The organism is Pseudoalteromonas sp. SG45-1 (genome assembly GCF_014164135.1).
In the GTDB taxonomy this organism is placed as follows: domain Bacteria; phylum Pseudomonadota; class Gammaproteobacteria; order Enterobacterales; family Alteromonadaceae; genus Pseudoalteromonas; species Pseudoalteromonas distincta.
In genome coordinates this window covers 86,074-105,131 of the sequence record NZ_JACJEP010000014.1, presented here as the reverse complement: position 1 = coordinate 105,131, position 19,058 = coordinate 86,074, and the positions used below count along the sequence as shown (strand labels likewise).

The following is a 19,058-nucleotide window of genomic DNA, read 5'->3' as shown; positions in this document are numbered from 1 at the left end:
CGCACTTCAATTGAATGCGGTTTTTTAAATTGAGGACAACCGTTTTAAGCGATTATTTATGATATCCCAAGCACGTTTCTACTTCGTTTTTAGAACCTAAAATAACGGCTACTCGCTGGTGGATTGCATCAGGCTGAATATCCATAATACGCTCGGTACCGGTTGATGCGATACCGCCAGCTTGCTCTACTAACATAGCCATTGGGTTTGCTTCATAAAGTAGGCGTAATTTATTTGGCTTTTTAGGATCTTTGGTGTCGGTAGGGTAAGTAAATAAACCGCCACGGCTAAGCACGCGATGTACATCGCCCACCATTGCTGCAATCCAGCGCATATTAAAGTTTTTAGCGCGCGGGCCTGTATCGCCTGCTAGCAAATCATTGATATAGTTTTGCATAGCTGGCTGCCAATGGCGTTGGTTAGACGTATTAATGGCAAATTCGTTTGTATCAGCAGGGATTTCGGCAAAATCTTGTGTAAGTAAAAAGCTGCCTTGTGTTTTATCAAGAGTAAACATGCGCGTGCCTTTACCTGTAGTCAGCGCAAGCATTGTTGATGGCCCGTAAAGTACGTAACCTGCAGCAACTTGCTTATGGCCGGGCTGCATAAATATGCTTTGATCAGCAGCGTCAGAGCCTTCAGGCGCTTCCATAATAGAAAATATAGTACCCACAAGTGAGTTAATATCCGTATTTGACGAGCCATCGAGTGGATCAAATGCCACTACAAATTTAGCGTCTGGGTTACCTGCTACTGTGTAGTCTTCTTCTTCAGAGGCGATTGCTTTAACCGTACCTGATTCCAGTAAAATATCTTTTAACAGCTGATTAGATAATACATCGAGCTTTTTTTGAGTTTCACCTTGAATGTTTTCATCAAGGGTTGAGCCTAATACGCCAGAAAGCGCGCCTTGACCAACGCGAAACGAAATTTCTTTACATGCCGCTAAAACTGTTCGAATTAATGATAAAAGTTCTCTTGAACAACCATCTTCAAGTAATACTGGAGGGAGTCTACGCATTCTATTTTCCTGATAACGTGTTAAAACCAATCATAATGTGAGAGAGATTAGCTTAGAGCGCTGAAATTCGTCTTAAATAACTGTATTGTTTAAATAGCACCCTATAATGGGACCACCTAATCGTACTTAAAACACAAATAACAAAGATAAGATTATGAAAAAAATACCACTACTAAGTTACATATTCTTTACTGTGCTGTGCTCTATCATAACTCAAGCGCACGCAGCAATTAAGTCAATTGATGAATTTACTACGCAAATGAATCATTTTCCGGGCTATTATTCGTTTTTTTACGATACCCAAAAGGGAAAAGTATATTTAAAAGTTGATAAGTTTGAACAACAATTTTTACTGCAGCAAAGCTTGCCTTACGGTATCGGCTCTAACGATATAGGCCTTGATAGAGGTCAGCTTGGTAATACTCACCTTGTGCAGTTTGAGCGTTTTGGCGACAAAGTAATGCTGCGGGCTGTAAATACTTACTATCGTGCTAATACAAGTAACAAGGCCGAACAGCAAAGTATTAAAGAAGCGTTTGCATCAAGTATACTTGCTGGTTTTAAAGTGGTTGCAGAGGATAAAGCCACAGCACTTATTGATTATACGCCTTATTTATTAAGTGATGTACATGGCGTAAGCCGCACACTTGCTGCACGTAAGCAAGGCAACTTTAGCCTTGATGAATCACGTAGCGCCGTTTATATGAATCGCTCAAAAGCATTTGTAAAAAACACTGAGCTTGAAGCCGTACTTACATTTAAGGGCACAAAACCAGGTGAATTTGTTCGCCAAGTAAGTGCCGACCCTTATGCGCTTACTGTTCATATGCATCATTCACTTATTCAATTACCAGATGATAACTACACGCCTCGTAAGTTTAATCCGCAATCAGGTTTTTGGAGTATAGAACATAAAGATTACGCAGCGCCGCTTGGTGAGTCTATGTATGTGCGTTATATACCGCGTCATCGTCTAACTAAAAAGGACTCAAGTTTACCTATTAGTGAACCTGTTAAACCAATTGTTTATTACCTTGATCCTGGCGTTCCAGAGCCCGTTAAAAGCGCTTTGCTTGAAGGTGGGAAATGGTGGAACGACGCATTTACTGCTGCAGGATATAAAAATGCATTTATAGTAAAAGTGCTGCCAAGTAGCGCCGACCCTATGGATATTCGTTACAACGTCATTCAATGGGTACACCGTGCAACGCGTGGTTGGTCATACGGAAGTTCTGTAATTGACCCACGTACAGGTGAAATACTTAAAGGGCACGTAACACTTGGCTCATTGCGTGTTCGCCAAGATATTTTAATAGCTGAAGCACTCGCTGCTCCTTATTTAAAAGGCAATGAAGTTGCTAAAAACTTGCAAGCAATGGCGCTTGATCGTATTCGCCAATTAAGTGCGCATGAAATTGGTCACACGTTAGGTATTGCTCATAACTTTGCGGCATCGGTAGGTGATAGAGCTTCTGTAATGGATTACCCACACCCGCTACTTAGTTTTAATGAACAAGGTAAGCTTGATGTAACGCGCGGCTATGCAACAGGCATGGGCGTATGGGATACCCAGGTAATTAAATATGGTTATAGCGATTTTACTAACCAAGATGAAAGCGCAGAACTTGCTGCTATTTTAAAAGAAAATAAAGCCAAAGGCCTTGAGTTTATATCAGATAGCGACGCTCGTGCTAAAGGTGGCGCGCATCCAACAGCTCATCTATGGGATAACGGCACTAATCCTTCGCAGGAACTTTTAAGAGTACTCGACGTACGTAAAAAAGCGCTTTCGAAGTTTGGTATTAATAATATTAAAACGGGCGATTCATTATCGCAATTAGAGGAAAAACTAGTTCCGCTTTATCTGTTTCACCGTTTTCAGGTTGAGGCTGCGGTTAAGCTTATTGCCGGTGTTGATTACGAATACGAAACACGCGGCGACTCAGCCGTAAAAGGCGCACAAGTCGTTAATAAAAAAACACAGCAAGAAGCAGTAAACGCTATTTTTGCAACGCTTAAGCCAAGTAACTTATTACTTCCTGAATCGGTACTATCGCTAATTCCGCCAAAAGCATATGGTGAGTCTAAATCGCGCGAGAGTATAGTTGGGCGCACAGGATTAACGCTCGATGCAATGGCATTACCCGAGGTTGCAGTGCAGCATAGCTTGTCGCTTTTATTAAATGCACAACGTTTAAACCGCCTAGCGCAGCAGCAAGCACGTAGTAATGACTTTTATAGTTTAGATGAGTTGCTTGAGGAGCTATATAGCCAAGTGTTTAACGCGTCATCACCTAATACAATGACAGGTAAAATCACTCAGCGCGTGCAATTTTTAACTGCAAAAGCCATGGCTGATTTAGTAGCAAGCGATAGTGTAAGCCCTGAAGTGCAAGCGCAGTTACGTTACTACTTAGTTAAGTTAAGTGAAGACTTTAACCAAAACTCAATGCTGAGCCATACAAGTACTGGCGAGAGTGCGTTTAAGCAATATTTAGCTGAGCAAGTAAATCAGTTTTTAATTAAAGGGCAATGGCCAAACAACTTTAAAGTGCTGCCAATCCCACCGGGCTCACCAATTTAGAATAAAAAGTAGAAGCGCTTATTTTAAATCAATCATTTAATCAATTACAAAGCAAAACACCGAGTATATTTATACTCGGTGTTATTTTATTCTAAAAACGAATACGTACTCTAAGATTTTATTTGCACTAAATCGTAATCGGCCATACCAGGTACTATTGCCTGTAAGCGAGACTCGGTTACATCGAGTGCATTTAAACATTCGCAATACTCAGAAGCCTTAAGCTCTAATTGATGCGCCTTTTTTTGTAGCGACTTATCAATTTCTCTTGAGATAATATCCATGCGTTGCCCCATGTCGTTAATGCGATCTTCTATATTACCTTCACGCGATTTAAACGCATCTCCAAGTGATACCAAAATAGCACCTAACGATCCATGAACAGCAGAGTGAATTTGCTGGCTGATCTCTTTAGTGAAAAAATCATCTATTTGCGAAAGTGATTGAGGGGCTATAAAAAAGAAGTCATCTCCGCGCTTAAACTTATCCATTAGCGCGCGCTCTACATACTGCAATTGTGTTTTAAGTACTTCAGGTTCTTTGTCTGACATACCTTCAACTACGTGTTCAATAGCGCTTAAACCTAAGTTAACACCATCGGTAGCAAGGTTTACTAATTCGGGGACTGTGTGGCGAATACCATTACTAAACTGTTCGAGTACTTTGCTTTCGTCATCGCTTAAATCAACCCAATAACCGCGAATAAACAGTTGGTTATTGTTATTAATTTGGACACGAGTTTGGCCTTTATCTAATATGCGAATTGCATCGTCAGTAATAATTAAACCATGACGTAATTCAACATCGCATTGGGCTTGAGCAAAGACACTAGTGCTTGAGAGCGCTATGGAAAACGCCAATATCGAACGAGATAGAAACGCCATAAACACCTCAAAAAGACTAAAATGGAAGGCGAGTAGGTTAACAAAAAAACAACTTTATGCAAGGGAAAATAAACCTATCAACTATCTCACAGAATAGTTGTATAGAGTGCAGCTTGAGTTTTTAGATATGGTTATGTTGGGCAAAATCAACAGTTCAACAAAGGGCTTAATATATAGCTAGAGAGGGTAGAAGTGGCTCATAGTAAAATAAGAACACGCGGTTTTTAAATGAAGTTTAAAAAGGTACAGCTATTTATATCAATTAAGCTTAATAGCCGACTCTAAATTTACTCTGGAGTCGGCTCAAAAGACTAAAAACTAAATATTTAGTGTGAAACCACTATTAAGCGAATTGCATCAAGTTGTAACTGCGTTTTTTCAATATACGTAGTTAGGTCGTTACGTTGCTTATCGTAGAAGGTAATTTCTTCTTGGCGAATATTCGGATTAATTTGCTTCAGGGCAACAAGTCGCTCTTGCTCTTCACTGAGTGATGTTTGCATTTTAGCAAGTGACGCTGCGCGAATAACTTCAAGTTTTTCTTGTGCCATATCTTTAGCGGTAGTGATCATCGGGTGAACAGCGCTTTGCAATGCACCGGCAAGCTTACTTGCTGTTTGGCGGCCTACGGCTGATAACTGCTGATTAAAGCCTTCAAATGCCACGTTTTCACCTAGGTTATTACCTGCTTTATCGAGCAATATACGAATTGGTGTAGGCGGTAAAAAGCGACCAACTTGTAATACTTTTGGTGCCATTGCTTCTGCAACAAAAATAAGCTCAACAAAAAAGGTACCAGGCGGTAACTTTTTATTTTTAAGTAAAGCCACCGATGCGCTACCAAAGTCGTCGTCACAAATCATATCCATGGTGCCTTGCACCATAGGGTGATCCCAGCTGATAAAGTGTACATCTTCTTGCGAAAGTGCCGTGTCGCGATCAAAGGTAACCGTCATACCGTCTTCTTTAAGCGATGGGAACGATGCATTTAACATATGTTCCGTTGGCTTTAAGATAATGGTGTTTTCGCCTTTATCTTCTTGGCTTACGCCAAATGTGTCAAACACGTTGATCATGTAGCTTGGCAATTCAAACTGGTTATCGAGTTTTTCGATATCAGTCACAAGCGAGTCGGCAGCACCTTGACCCGATGAATGTAGCTCTAGTAAACGATCTCGTCCGCTTTCCATTTTTTTACGCAGTACCGCATTTTGTTGTGCTACTTGCTCAAGTAATGGATCGAGTTCGTCTTCATCGCAGTTATGCGCAGAAATATGCTCAAGTAGGTCATCACGGAACTCTTTATAAAGCATTTGCCCCGTTGTTGATGTAGATTCGAATGCATCTAGACCTTCGTTATACCAACGTAGCAGTACTTCTTGAGCGGTGTTTTCAAAATATGGCACATGAATGTTCACATCTTGCGTTTGACCTATACGGTCTAGTCGACCAATACGTTGCTCGAGCAAATCTGGATTTAGTGGTAAATCAAACAACACTAAGTGATGCGAAAACTGGAAGTTACGACCTTCTGAGCCAATTTCTGAACACAGTAATATTTGTGCATTATCGTATTCGTCTGCAAAAAATGCAGCAGCGCGGTCACGCTCAATAATCGACATGCCTTCGTGAAATACCGACGCTTTAATTGCTTCACGTTCACGCAGTATTTGCTCAAGGCTGATAGCTGTTTCAGCTTTAGCACATATAAGCAGTACTTTTTCGCGCTTAAGTGTTTTAAGGGTGTCGATTAACCAATCTACACGTGGATCGAATAAACCCCAGCTTGCGCTTTCGCCTTCAAATTCTTGGAATATTTTTTCAGGAAACAGAGCACGGTGTGCACTTAGTTCAGGGTTTTGAATACCGCCCATATTACCAAGAACCGACATAGCCGTTTTATACTGCTTTGGTAATGCCATTGGGTAGGCGTGTAATTTACGGCTTGGGTAGCCGTCAATGCCGCTGCGGCTATTTCTGAATAATATACGACCTGTGCCGTGGCGATCGAGTAGCATGTTAAGTATTTCTTTACGCGCTGGTAAATCACCTTGCTGTGCTTTTTCAAGAATATCAGTAATGTCGGTTTCTTTTAATAGCTCAATTAGCGTGGCTTTGGCTGCGTCGTCCAGAGCTTGCTCTTGCAGTAATTGATTTGCCGCTTGCGCTACGTCTTTATAATTTGCTTCTTCTTCTTTAAACACGTCGTAGTCGTAAAAACGATCCGGATCGAGTAACTGTAAACGTGCAAAGTGACTGCTGTGACCAAGTTGATCAGGCGTTGCTGTAAGCAAAATAAGACCCGGAATATCTTGGCTAAGCTCTGCCATACGTTGGTATTCTGAGCTTGGCTTGCCGTTATTGATACTTAGGTGGTGGGCTTCATCTATTACTAAAAGGTCCCAATCAGCAAGCGTTGCTTGTTCAAACCAACGTTTTTTCTTGGTTAAAAACTCAAGGCTGGTAAGTACTAGTTGCTCTGTATCAAATACGTTTGGAGAATCTGCAAACGCTTCATCGCAGCGCTCTTCATCAAAAATAGAAAAACGTAAGTTAAAGCGGCGTAGCATTTCTACTAACCATTGGTGTTGTAGATTTTCAGGCACCACAATAAGTACGCGGCTTGCACGGCCACTAATAATTTGTTGATGTAGTATCATGCCCGCTTCAATTGTTTTACCAAGGCCTACTTCATCTGATAAAAGTACGCGTGGGGCAAAACGTTTACCCACTTCTTGTGCAATATAAAGCTGGTGCGGAATAAGATTAGCACGCTGACCAATTAAACCTTTAATAGGCGATTGTTCACGTTCAAATTTATGTAACCACGTTTGGTAGCGAAGTGTGTAGCGATCAAAACGATCTACTTGGCCTGCAAATAAACGATCTTGTGGTTTATTAAATTTAATAAAATGATCTAAAAAGGTTTCTTTAAGTTTAGCCGTTTCGCCATTATCAACACGGGTGCCGTGATAACAAAGTAACTCGCCTTGTACTTCAATAGACTCTACTTCTAATTCCCATTCTTCAACGCTTTTGATCACATCGCCAGGATTAAATGCCACACGGGTAACAGGTGCTTCTGCACTAGAATAAACACGGTTTTCACCACTGGCAGGAAATAATATGCTGACCTGACGGCCTTCAATGGCAACAACGGTGCCTAATCCTAAATCTGACTCTGTATCACTGATCCAACGCTGACCTAAGGAAAAATTCATGTATGTCTCGTCTATGATGAAAAAGGCGGCTATGTTACCTGTAAGCTAACACCACTGCAAGGCGCTATTTGGCTCACTTTTAATTAATTTTGTAAGTGTTAATTATTACTATTAAAACAGCTTGTCTATGACTCTTTTTTAGGTAAATCAAAACTAATTACAGTTTGTAATAAAACGGACTTTTATGACAAATAGACTAAACTTACATTATGCCTTAGCAATTAAGTATTGCAGGTTTAAGTTTTGCCCGTTTTACTTAGTTATTTTGGTATAGCATAAAAATCATAAAACGTAAGGAAAGTGCTATGGAAAAAGCTTCGAACCTTGAAAGTAAAATGTATGTGCTAGATACCAACGTACTACTTCACGAACCACTCGCTTATTTGTCTTTTCAAGAGCATGACGTTGTAATTCCGATGACGGTGCTTGAAGAACTTGACCATATAAAAGACAGAAAACACGACGTAAGCCGTGATGCGCGCGTCGCTATTCGTGGATTAGATGAAGTTCTTAAAAATGCAACGCCCGAACAAATGCTACAAGGCGTGGCGCTGCCGAGTAACAAAAAGGCAAAAGCGAGCTCTGCAGGTACCCTCATTATTGTAAACGACCATTTATTTGCCGACTCTATTTCTGGTTTGCCTGGTAACGAAAACGACCATCGTATTATCAATTGCGCCGTGTACTTACAAAAGCAGCACAGTGATTCAAAAGTAATACTTGTTACAAAAGACATAAACATGCGTTTAAAAGCCAAAGGCGCCGGACTTAAATATGTTGAGGATTACCGCACCGACCAACTTATTGACGATATAAGCTTACTCACTAGTGGTTATAAAAAAATTGAAGGTGATTTTTGGGATCATGTAGGGGAGTGTAATACGCAGCAACACGGACGCGATACGTTTCATCATGTGCCTAAAAACTTAATCCCTGATGTATTTTGTAATGAATATTTACTTGATGGAGGGGATCAGTTTGCGGCGCGTGTTAAATCGTACGATGACGAGCACATAATGCTCAAAGATATTGGTGTTGAGCGTTTAATGCATCAACAAGCATGGGGCGTTAAGCCCAAAAATATTTATCAAGGGATGGCATTAGATGCACTACTGGATACAAGTATTGAGCTTGTTATTTTAACAGGACCAGCAGGGTGTGGTAAAACCTTGTTAGCACTTGCCAGCGCCCTTGAAATGGTCATCGAAAAAGGTATTTACGATAAAGTAATAGTTACCCGTAATACGCCAGAAATAGCAGAGTCTATAGGCTTTTTACCAGGCACTGAGGAGGAAAAAATGGCGCCATGGCTTGCAGCTATCACTGATACGCTGGAGGTATTGCACAAAGGCGACGAAAATCCAATATCGAGTCGAAATTACATAATGGAGAAGGCTAATGTACAGTTTAAATCGGTTAACTTTATGCGCGGGCGTAGCATTCAAAATGCAGTGGTAATTTTAGATGAGAGCCAAAATTTAACGGCATCTCAGCTTAAAACGATTATTACTCGCTGCGGCGAAGGTACTAAATTAATTTGTACAGGTAACTTGGCGCAAATAGATAGTAACTATTTAACGCCAGTAACATCGGGCTTGACGTACATAGTAGAGCGCTTTAAAAACTTTGAAGGCAGCGCAACAATAAACCTCAACGGTGTTGTGCGTAGTCGCTTAGCGTCATTTGCAGAAGAAAATTTATAACTTGCGCTTAACAAATTGGCTCGATAGTCTATCGATTGATTTTCGAGCCAAATGGCAGGCAGTACATTGAATTTTTTACCTCTGAAGCATTATTATCGTTCATTATTTATTGCGCTGTTAGTGCCATTGATTGTCGCTTTTTTACTGTGCTTGCACTTATATAATATAAAGCTTGAGCGGACGGTTGAAAAACGCCAAGCTGACTTTACAAATGTTTCAGCGCAAGTTACCCACGGGATGGACTCGGTGAGTAATCTACTTACCACCATGTTTAACTTATACGAGCAAGCGACTTATCCCAAAATAAACCAAGATTTGCTCGAAGGCATAAATCAATATGATGGTTACTATTATCGTCATTTTATTGATCAAAGTACTGAAATAGTGGGTAAAGGTGAGTTTGCGTTATCTGCTAAGGCATTAATGCAGTGGCAGCAGGCTATTACATTAGGGCCTTCGTTTAATACAACGCTTGCATTAATGCAGTCGTTATCTGCTGTAGCGTATGTTGATGATAATGGTTTTGCTTATGTAAGCAGGCACAACAAAAGCCAAAGTTTTATGCTTACTGAAATTTTAAATGGAAAATTTAAGCCAAAATTTGCGCAAAACAAACTTACTTCAAGTCCTATTGTTAAAGTGAATGACAATTCGTATTTTGCTATTGGTCGACAACGAAGCACAGGCTCAGCCGATTACATTATTTTAATTTATGATGTTCAAGCAATTTCTGGATGGTTAAAAAAGGTGTCACCGAACAGTGGTGAATACGTTTTTATGAACCAATCGCATCAAATTATCGCCAGCTCTAAACAGATAATAGAGCAAGCGACTGCGTTAAAAAATTATTGGCCAGACTTGGCCGATCATCAGAGTCAAAAAACAGTATTAACTAGTGATAGTAATTACTTTATGCAGCCTATGGATGAGTTACCTATTCACGCCGCATTTTACGAGCACAAACCCCAATTAATAAGCTCAATTAAGTATGAGATATTACTAGAGTTTACTTTTTTAACGCTATTTTTAAGTATTATGTTTGGCGTGTTTTTTTGGTTAAGTCAGCGCATTTTTATAAAGCCGATGACTCACTTAATGTCATACCTTGAGAGTAACGGGACACAACAAGAAGAGCAGCTAAATTACAAAGTTCCACTGAGCTGGCAACCTTGGTTTTCTAAAGTGAAGCGTGTATTTACTAAAAACAAACAGTTAGTTGATTCATTACAAAGTGCAAATAAAGCTCTGGACGACCAAGTTCAGCTGCAATCAGAAAAACTAAGCCGCAGTTACGAAGCGAAAGAGCGCCACTTAGCTTTACTCAACACTATGCTAAACAGTGTGCCAGACCTTATTTACTTTAAAAATATTGATGGTTCATTCTTAGGATGCAATAAAGCATTTGAGGCATATATCGGTAAAGATCAAACTGCATTAGTTGGTAAATATGTAGATGATTTAGGTGACAATGATCAGCAAATAAATGCGCTTGAAAAACAAGTATTACAAAACAGAAATAGTGTTGAACAGCGAATAGAAACCGATACAAAATCGTATCAACTTACTATTGCACCTTTTTATAACGAGCACCAACACCTGTTAGGAACCATGGGCATTGGTCGCGATATTACCGAGCAGCAACAAACATTATTGGCCTTAAAATCATCTGAATCTAAATTTAGAAGTGCAATTGAATTTGCGGCTAACTGCGTGGTTTTACTCTCGCTTGAACACACCATATTGCAAGTAAATAAAGCAGCAAGAAAGCAGTTTTCTGATCAGCCAGTACTCGTTGGGGAGCAGTTGAAAGCATTATTTGATGACTCCCAATGGAAGCAGATAAAAAGCACTTTAGCGCAATTGCTAGATGACAAAAAACGCGTATACCATTTAACGCTTGCTCAAGGGGGCTTAACAAGCTGGTTGCAACTAAGTGTATCGCTTGTCTGGGATGAAAACCGCGATCCAGCTTATTATGTTATACACATTCAGGATGTGAGTGCATTAACTAAATCAAAACTAGATGCCGAACGAGCAACCCTAGCTAAAAGCCGCTTTATAGCCAATTTAAGTCATGAAATACGTACCCCTTTGAACGCTGTTTTAGGGTTGCTTGATATGTTAATTGAGCAAGGCTTAACGCAAAAGCAACTACAACAAACAGATCAAGCTAAGCATGCAGCACAAAGCTTGTTATTAATGCTTAATAGAATGCTTGATTTTGCACGTATTGAAGGTTCGCAAACCGATTTAAAACAAGCGTCTTTTAGCATGGTTGAGCTGGTGGATATTTGTGAAAGCTTAACGGCTCCATTGTGCGAAGGAAAAGGTATTGAATTTGTTATTGATATTGACCCGCTAATAGCACCTGATTTGATATGCGACAGTATACGTTTGCAGCAAATATTAGGTAACTTATTAACTAATGCCGTTAAGTTTACAAAAACAGGTTCCATTACTTTAAAAATGGAACTTATTGAAAGCGATAGCCTAGAGCAACAGCATATTTGCTTTAAAGTAATCGATACTGGCATGGGTATAGATGAAGCTGATCAAAGTCGCTTATTCGATGCTTTTACTCAAGGTGATGAATCTTCAACCCGCATACACCAAGGGGTTGGGCTAGGTTTAGCTATTGTTAAACATGCAGTATCGTTAATGGGTGGGGAGATTGCTTTAAAGAGTAAAAAAGGCCACGGCAGCGAATTTTATTTCAGTATTAGCTTTTTAGTTGATACCACTAAAAACACAGTGTTACCGACTAATACATTGGCTATTTTATCTGATCAAAGTAAAGAGCTTAAGCAGGTGACAAATGCATATAACGAACTTGCTAATATTAATTTAGATGAGGTACTAAAATACCCAATTAAGCTCTCTAATACTCAAAAAATAATAATTGATGCAGCTGACTTACCTGCACTTTTAAATGTTGAAGCGATTAATGATTCGTTATCAGCTAAAGAAACATCGGTAATTATTATTAATCATCAGCACACACTTAATTTACCGACAAGCGAGCACTTAGCTGCGCATCACGTTAAAGCATCGGCATTAGGGCAAAGGCTATTTAGTTTGAACTCTCAGCAAAAGCCTATAGTTAATACAAGTGCCGCAGTACACAGTGCAACTGAAAGTAAAGCTGATATATCGGGTCTACTTGTATTAGCCATTGATGATAATCAGCTTAACTTAGAAATAATTAGCAGTGTTCTGCGCCAAGCAAACGTAAATGTTGTTACGGCTTTAAGCGCATCAATTGGTATGGAGTTATTGCAAGTTTTGAAGCCTGACTTAATATTGATGGATGTGCAAATGCCGAAAATAGATGGCTGTCAAGCAACCGCTTTGATTCGTCAACAGTTTGACGCAAAGCAACTGCCTATTTTTGCTTTAACGGCTCATTGTGAACCTGCTGATGTAGAACGTTCTTTAAAGTGCGGCATGAATAAACATTTAACTAAACCGGTTGTTGCTAAAGTACTTATTGATGCAATTGCTGATTTAAACTTAGTTAAACCAAGCTTTTTTGAAAAATCATTTGCTTTAACGCAGTTTAGTATGGATGAAAAACTACTTAATACGATGATTGATAAGTTTGCTAGCTTGTGTGAAACCCAGCTATCGCAACTAGAAGAAACAACCAATAAGGATGATTTGGTACGTTTAGTGCATAGTATCAAGGGTGTAGCAGGTAATTTAGGTTTTAGACGATTATCACATTGTGCTTTATTGTGTGAAAGAACGCTTAAAACAACTAATAAGCCTATTGAGATTACACTACAAGAGCTTATCATACAGCTAGAACAGGTAATTGTTTTTATAAAAGGGCTAGGGGTTAGGGATGTCGAAAAGAGCTAAAGTACTTATTGTGGATGATGATCCAATCAACAGATTAGTACTTGAAAAAACACTTAAAGCAGAACACGACGTGTTCTTAGTTGAAAGTGGTGAAAAAGCACTGACCTTTGTAAAAACAGCGCAAGTTGATTTAATAATCCTTGATGTAATTATGCCTGGAATTGACGGCTATCAAGTACTTGTGGAGCTTAAAGAGAACCCAATAACTCAGTCTATTCCTATTATATTTATATCAGCCAATCGTAGCCATGATGATGAAGCAAAGGGTTTAGAGCTCGGTGCAATGGACTACATAACCAAGCCATTTAGTCCTTCTATTGTTCGCGTTAGAGTGCGCAACCAACTCCTCATAAAGCAAAAAAATGATTTGCTAGAAATGCTAGCTTCGATAGATGGCTTAACTGAGATACCAAATAGACGCTACCTTGATGAAAACTTATCTCGAGAATGGCGCCGCAGCAAACGAAGTGGCACACCGCTATCGGTGTTACTAATGGATATAGATCACTTTAAACGCTATAACGATTGCTATGGACACCGTGCTGGCGACGAGTGTTTAAAGAATGTTGCGCAAGCACTTGCAGCTCAATGTGAACGTGGCAGTGACTTTATTGCTCGTTATGGCGGAGAAGAATTTGCTGCTGTGCTACCAGGAATTGATAAGCACGAGGCAATGGAGTTTGCTAATAAATTACGCAATGCTGTAAATGCTTTGAATATAGAACATAAAGCTTCATTAAATGCAGACCACATCACTATAAGTATAGGTATTGCCACTACACAAAGTGGTAAGGTGTATGCTGAGCAAGCATTATTAGAAGAGGCCGATTTAGGCTTATATGCCGCTAAAGATGCAGGGAGAGATAGAATAGTCGCACGCTAAAAACTTAATATACAAAAAACGCCAATATTCATATATTGGCATTTTTGTATCGAACTACTTTTTATTGGTTACTGCGTGATCATACCTAAAGCGGTGTCACCAATGCCCACTAACTTATCATTTTTAAATACAAGTGGCGTACATTCATCTTTTGTTGTTTTTGAATCTGAATGCTTGCTATGCGTTACATAAAAAAGTACTTGGTATACATCATCATCTTTTTTTAATAGCTCAGTGAAATTAGGCGTTTTTAATTGCGTTAAAACAGACTGATAGCTGCTATCCATTTTTAGCTCCGATATAACTTCACGATTATTTTTATGCTGTGCTTGCCAGCTTGATGAGTTTTTCCCTGCCCAATGAGTCTCAGCTTCGCCATCTGACACGGCAATAACACAGCCTGTTAAAAATGGAGCGATTAAAGCGGCTGCTAAAAGTGATTTTTTCATTTTTATTTACCTTAATAAGATTTTTAATTGGTTATTAACTGTATTAAAGCAAAGAGTAGACCATATTGATAAGTTGTTATGAATCAGTTTGTTAAGTGAGTTAAGCTGTTTTTATCTAATAAAATATTAAATATATTAGTAAAAACAGCCACTTTTTAGCTTATTTGATTACTACAATAAAATGATTAAACCAAGCGGTTGCGTGATTCACCTTTAGTAAATGCCGCAATATTCAAACTTACTTCATTAATTAAACGCACAATAGATTCAGTACTTGCCCATGCAATATGTGGAGTAAGTAATAAGTTATTGCCTGTGTAATTAGCAAGTGGATTTGAAGTTTCAGCAGGTTCTTTAGTTAGTACATCAACACCCGCTCCAGCAATTAGGTTTTGCTTAAGCGCTGTTGCTAAGTCGGCTTCGTTAATAATACCACCACGTGCTGTATTAATAATTATAGCGCTTGGCTTCATCATTTTAAGCTCATTAAGTGCGATTAAATCACGTGTTTCATCTGTAAGCGGGCAGTGTACGCTGATTATATCGGCTGTTTTAATGACGTCTTCAAAAGGCGTACGACCATCGCGACATTTAACCCCTTTACGCTCTGCAACAATAACATTAGCGCCAAATGCCTCAGCCACTTTAGCAACGCCTTTGCCTAGCGTACCGCCGCCTATAATGGCAAATGTTTTACCTTGCAAGTCGTTAAAACTGTAATCGAGTATGCAAAACATTTCACTTTTTTGCCATGCGCCTTGCTGGCAATCCGCCTGATAGCGGTGGGTGTTACCCAGTAAGTTAGTAATTAAAGAAAATGTATGTTGAACAACTGAAGGGGTTGAGTAGCCAGCTACATTAGTTACGGCAATACCAAATTCTTTAGCGGCTTCTAAATCAACATTATTAGTACCGGTTGCACTTACGCAAATTAATTTCAGTTGTGTTAGCTGACTAATTGTATCGCGATTCAAAACTGCTTTATTAGTGATTAATACATCAGCGCCTTGGCAATGCTCAATAACTTGCTCTGGGCTGGTAAGTTCATAAGTCGTTAATTTACCAAGTTGTTCTATACACGAAAGAGATGTTTTAGCTAACGTTGCGTTATCAAGAATAGTAATGTTCATTATGAGCCCTAAAATAAGTGGATCTGAAAGAGTTAAAATCGTAAAAAAGAGGCTTACGATCCATCAAAAGTCTAAAATATGGGCTTAAGGTACTACGAAAGAAAGGCTTTGTTAATGGTATTACTACCAAATGATTAGAGGGCTATGTAGTAGTGGTCTGCCCACTAGCAGATTGAGAACATGGTATTTTGCTAGACTGATCAGTTTTTTTGCACTTATAAGCAAGCCTATGGTCATAGAAGGTAATTAAACTCGGCTTTAAAGCAAGTTGCTAAAATAAAAAATCGTTTTTTTGGTTATTTCGCATTTTAGATTGGCTGAGTTATAATCGGATATAGACATAAACGGTGCGCTTTAGCGTGCCGTTTTTTAACATTGTAGATGTAGTAATGAGTGAATTAGAAGATAAATACGCAGATATACGCCCATACAATGACGACGAAGTTGCGGCGTCGCTTACACGTTTGATTAACGATGATGCGTTTATTGATGTAATAGCAAAGTATAATTTACCGCGCTTTTTATCGGCAGTGCCTTTTATTGCACGTCCAATGGTAAGAAGTCAGTTACGCAAAAAATGGGGCAAAGTAAGCACCGTTGAAGATGTGCAAAATGAAGTGGCGCAATACTTAGATAAACTAGTGAAGCGCACCACATCAAAAGTTACCTTTTCTGGGCTAGAACAGTTAGACGCTAATCAGGCCTATTTATTTATTTCAAACCACAGAGACATAGTGCTTGATCCTGCATTAGTTAATTGGGGTTTATATCAGCATAAAATGAAAACAGTGCGTATTGCTATTGGCGATAATTTATTGCAAATACCTTACATTACTGAGCTTATGCGTTTAAATAAAAGTTTCATTGTTAAGCGCTCTGCTAAAGCACCAAAAGAAATGTTAAAAGCATTAACCCAGTTATCGTCATATATCTATGACTCTTTAATCGGTGGAAATTCTATTTGGATTGCACAAAAAGAAGGACGTGCAAAAGACGGTTTTGATCAAACAGATCCTGCCCTTTTAAAAATGTTGCAATTAAATGGACGTAAACAAAAGAAAGAATTTGGCGATTATATTAAAGAGTTAAAAATAGTGCCTGTTTCTATTTCTTATCAATATGAACCGTGTGCAATTGCTAAGGCTAAAGAGCTTTATCATAAACAGCATCATGGTGAATATATTAAGTCAGCGGGTGAAGATATTGCCAGTATTGTTGAAGGTTTTAGTTCAGCTAAAGGGCATGTGCATTTAGCATTTGGACAGCCAATCGAATCTAAATGTGATAGTGCTGAAGAGCTTGCTAAAACAATTGATAGGCAAATTGTAGATTCGTTTTATTTGCACCCAGGTAATTACATTGCTGGTGGCTGTAAAGAGGCGGTAATAGACTCTCCAGATACAGCGACGTTTGAACAGCGTTTAGCCTGTGTACCAGAAGAGTTAAAACCGTTAGTGCTGGCCATGTACGCTAAGCCATTTCACCGTAAAACAGAGATAAATACCAATAGCTGTGAGTATTAATAATCCCAGCTCAACAAAACTAAGCAGCAATTAAATTGCTGCTTTTTTTTTGCTCAAAAATAACGCTATACTAATACCTCCTCTTCAACTGGGCGGTACTTATGCATGCAACAAATTGAAATATTTGATATTCCAAGTCCTTGCAAAAGTATTTGCTTAGTTAACAACAGAGGGTATTGCAAAGGGTGTTATCGTAGTCGGGATGAGCGCTTTTCGTGGAATACCTTATCGAACGACCAAAAAAAGAAGGTGCTTAGTTTGTGCCAGCAGCGCTACAAGCGCTACCTTCAAAAAAAGCAGCAAAATGCAGTGCCAAGCACGCAGGCGCAGCAGCAAGGGTTCGACTTTTAAAAGCTTAATCCATATTTGGCTCTTAGTGCGTACGCAGTGCCATTGTTAGTTAGGTTAATTAATGACATTTTAAGCTTTTCTACTAAGTTTTCATTACGTTTATTTAAATAATGATAAAGCGGATAAGTACTCAATACTTCTTTTACAAAACAGCCTTGAGGTGACGGGAGCTCATTATTTTGCATTATAAAGTTAATCATCAAAGCTCCCTGTACTTTTTTCTGAGCAAGCAAATTAAGTTGGGTATTCATGCTTTTAACTTTAATAATATTCCCTGCAAACTGTGTGCTTGCTAAATAATGTTCTTGCACAGGGTAGCCATCAACAATTGCGACGCTATCGAGCTGTTCTAAACTGTTAGGTAAACAGTTTTTATATAATACTAAGTCAAACTTAAATAGCTCATAATCGACTCTAATTAAGTTTTCGTAATTTTCTTCAACGCTTGCATCTCTTCCTAACTGCCCATCAAGTACGCCATTATTTGCAGCGAGCAAAGCATTTTGGTGACTAAAATCGATTATATGTATTTTAAAACCGATATCTGCGTATGCTAACTTTAATAGCTCGAGGGCATAATCAGCTTGAGGTGTACTTTGCGGACGATTAAAAGTGAGGTTGTATTGATGACTAAAACAAGAGGCACTAAAAAATAAATTTACCAATAATAACAAGATACTAAAATGTCTATTCATTATCAGTTCCAATTACTACAGAAATAAATAAAATAAGACGCGTATAATAACAAGGAGATTACCTCTTGCCCAGTTTAGAGGGGGAATCAAATAATCTTAAAAGCGAATGAGGAAGTATTGTGAGTTTTAATTTATGCCTATTACCACGTGAAGAAAAATATCAAATTCAGTTAGATTATGAAGCGTCTTTTTGGGCGTATCAAATTAAGCGTAATAAAAAAACGAGAGAGCAAGTTTACAACACAATCCACAGCCGCCCAGTGGCAGAGCAAATGGTTTTGAAACAAAAATTTGAACAGTATTTAGCGCTAATGCTTAGCTAAATATCGATATAAAAATGTATAAAGTTGAAGTGTTAAATGAACTAAAAACCCCACTTGTGAATAAATTCTACAAAAAGCACAGCGTAAGAGGGCGTGCTAATAAACAAGATAAGGTATGGGTTACTTACTATAATAATGAAATAGTGGCAGCATGTAGGTTACAAGATAAAACAGAGTTTTTATTTTTATCTACCATGTTTGTTGCGCTGGGACATCGCGGTAAAGGGATTGCAAAACAATTGCTTTCAACACTCTTAAAGTCGCAAAATAGAGAGATAAAGACCTTCGCATATGAAAACGTAGCTGATTTATATTGTGCTATTGGTTTTAACCAGGTGTTAACATATACTCTTGCTTTACAAGTACTTTTTGATACTTACAAACATCGAAATATAGTCGCTCTAGAGTACCCATAATAATAAATAATAAT

The 19,058-nt window shown here is 38.8% G+C and carries 14 protein-coding genes; 8 read left to right on the top strand and 6 right to left on the bottom strand.

Features of this window, described 5'->3' with window-relative positions:
- Positions 1 to 52: 52 nt before the first annotated feature.
- A complete protein-coding gene (locus H5117_RS13065) occupies positions 53 to 1,021 on the bottom strand; it encodes a class 1 fructose-bisphosphatase (RefSeq protein WP_182738245.1) in 969 nt (322 codons plus the stop codon).
- Positions 1,022 to 1,175: 154 nt separating this feature from the next.
- Between H5117_RS13065 and H5117_RS13060 the strand changes: the two genes are divergently transcribed.
- Positions 1,176 to 3,605 (top strand): zinc-dependent metalloprotease, encoded by a 2,430-nt coding sequence (locus H5117_RS13060; RefSeq protein WP_182738242.1) that lies wholly within the window; start codon positions 1,176 to 1,178, stop codon positions 3,603 to 3,605.
- Between the two features lie 110 nt (positions 3,606 to 3,715).
- Here the strand turns inward: H5117_RS13060 and H5117_RS13055 are convergent, their stop codons facing one another.
- Entirely contained in the window at positions 3,716 to 4,489 is a 774-nt protein-coding gene (locus H5117_RS13055; protein ID WP_024605080.1) for a YggN family protein, read from the bottom strand.
- A gap of 326 nt (positions 4,490 to 4,815) precedes the next feature.
- Positions 4,816 to 7,710 (bottom strand): RNA polymerase-associated protein RapA, encoded by a 2,895-nt coding sequence (gene rapA / locus H5117_RS13050; protein ID WP_182695548.1) that lies wholly within the window; start codon positions 7,708 to 7,710, stop codon positions 4,816 to 4,818.
- Positions 7,711 to 8,015: 305 nt separating this feature from the next.
- Between rapA and H5117_RS13045 the strand changes: the two genes are divergently transcribed.
- The 3 genes from H5117_RS13045 to H5117_RS13035 are packed head-to-tail and all read left to right on the top strand — an operon-like array spanning position 8,016 to position 14,157.
- A complete protein-coding gene (locus tag H5117_RS13045; protein ID WP_182716620.1) occupies positions 8,016 to 9,413 on the top strand; it encodes a PhoH family protein in 1,398 nt (465 codons plus the stop codon).
- Between the two features lie 51 nt (positions 9,414 to 9,464).
- On the top strand, positions 9,465 to 13,274 hold the full coding sequence (locus tag H5117_RS13040) for a PAS domain-containing hybrid sensor histidine kinase/response regulator (protein WP_080670021.1): 3,810 nt from the start codon (positions 9,465 to 9,467) through the stop codon (positions 13,272 to 13,274).
- On the top strand, positions 13,258 to 14,157 hold the full coding sequence (locus H5117_RS13035) for a diguanylate cyclase (protein WP_024605076.1): 900 nt from the start codon (positions 13,258 to 13,260) through the stop codon (positions 14,155 to 14,157). Before H5117_RS13040 ends, H5117_RS13035 begins: the two co-directional genes overlap by 17 nt.
- Positions 14,158 to 14,225: 68 nt before the next feature.
- On the opposite strand, the gene H5117_RS13030 is transcribed toward H5117_RS13035, so the two are convergent.
- Entirely contained in the window at positions 14,226 to 14,606 is a 381-nt protein-coding gene (locus H5117_RS13030) for a DUF3192 domain-containing protein (RefSeq protein ID WP_024596200.1), read from the bottom strand.
- Positions 14,607 to 14,791: 185 nt separating this feature from the next.
- Entirely contained in the window at positions 14,792 to 15,736 is a 945-nt protein-coding gene (locus tag H5117_RS13025; protein WP_182712855.1) for a D-2-hydroxyacid dehydrogenase, read from the bottom strand.
- 389 nt (positions 15,737 to 16,125) lie between these two features.
- Here H5117_RS13025 and H5117_RS13020 point away from each other — a divergent pair, with 389 nt between their 5' ends.
- Entirely contained in the window at positions 16,126 to 17,259 is a 1,134-nt protein-coding gene (locus H5117_RS13020; RefSeq protein ID WP_039488367.1) for a 1-acyl-sn-glycerol-3-phosphate acyltransferase, read from the top strand.
- A gap of 105 nt (positions 17,260 to 17,364) precedes the next feature.
- Positions 17,365 to 17,610: a DUF1289 domain-containing protein gene (locus tag H5117_RS13015; protein WP_008170756.1), complete on the top strand. Its 246-nt coding sequence runs from the start codon at positions 17,365 to 17,367 to the stop codon at positions 17,608 to 17,610.
- Here the strand turns inward: H5117_RS13015 and H5117_RS13010 are convergent.
- Positions 17,607 to 18,305, bottom strand: a complete 699-nt coding sequence (locus tag H5117_RS13010) for an ABC transporter substrate-binding protein (protein WP_182737075.1) — start codon at positions 18,303 to 18,305, stop codon at positions 17,607 to 17,609. The two genes, H5117_RS13015 and H5117_RS13010, sit on opposite strands and share 4 nt — an antisense overlap.
- 119 nt (positions 18,306 to 18,424) lie before the next feature.
- On the opposite strand from H5117_RS13010, the gene H5117_RS13005 reads away from it, so the two are divergent.
- Positions 18,425 to 18,628, top strand: coding sequence for a DUF3283 family protein (locus H5117_RS13005; protein WP_024596204.1), 204 nt, complete (start codon positions 18,425 to 18,427; stop codon positions 18,626 to 18,628).
- A 14-nt stretch (positions 18,629 to 18,642) separates the two neighbouring features.
- On the top strand, positions 18,643 to 19,044 hold the full coding sequence (locus H5117_RS13000) for a GNAT family N-acetyltransferase (protein WP_182712853.1): 402 nt from the start codon (positions 18,643 to 18,645) through the stop codon (positions 19,042 to 19,044).
- The last annotated feature ends 14 nt before the right edge of the window (positions 19,045 to 19,058 follow it).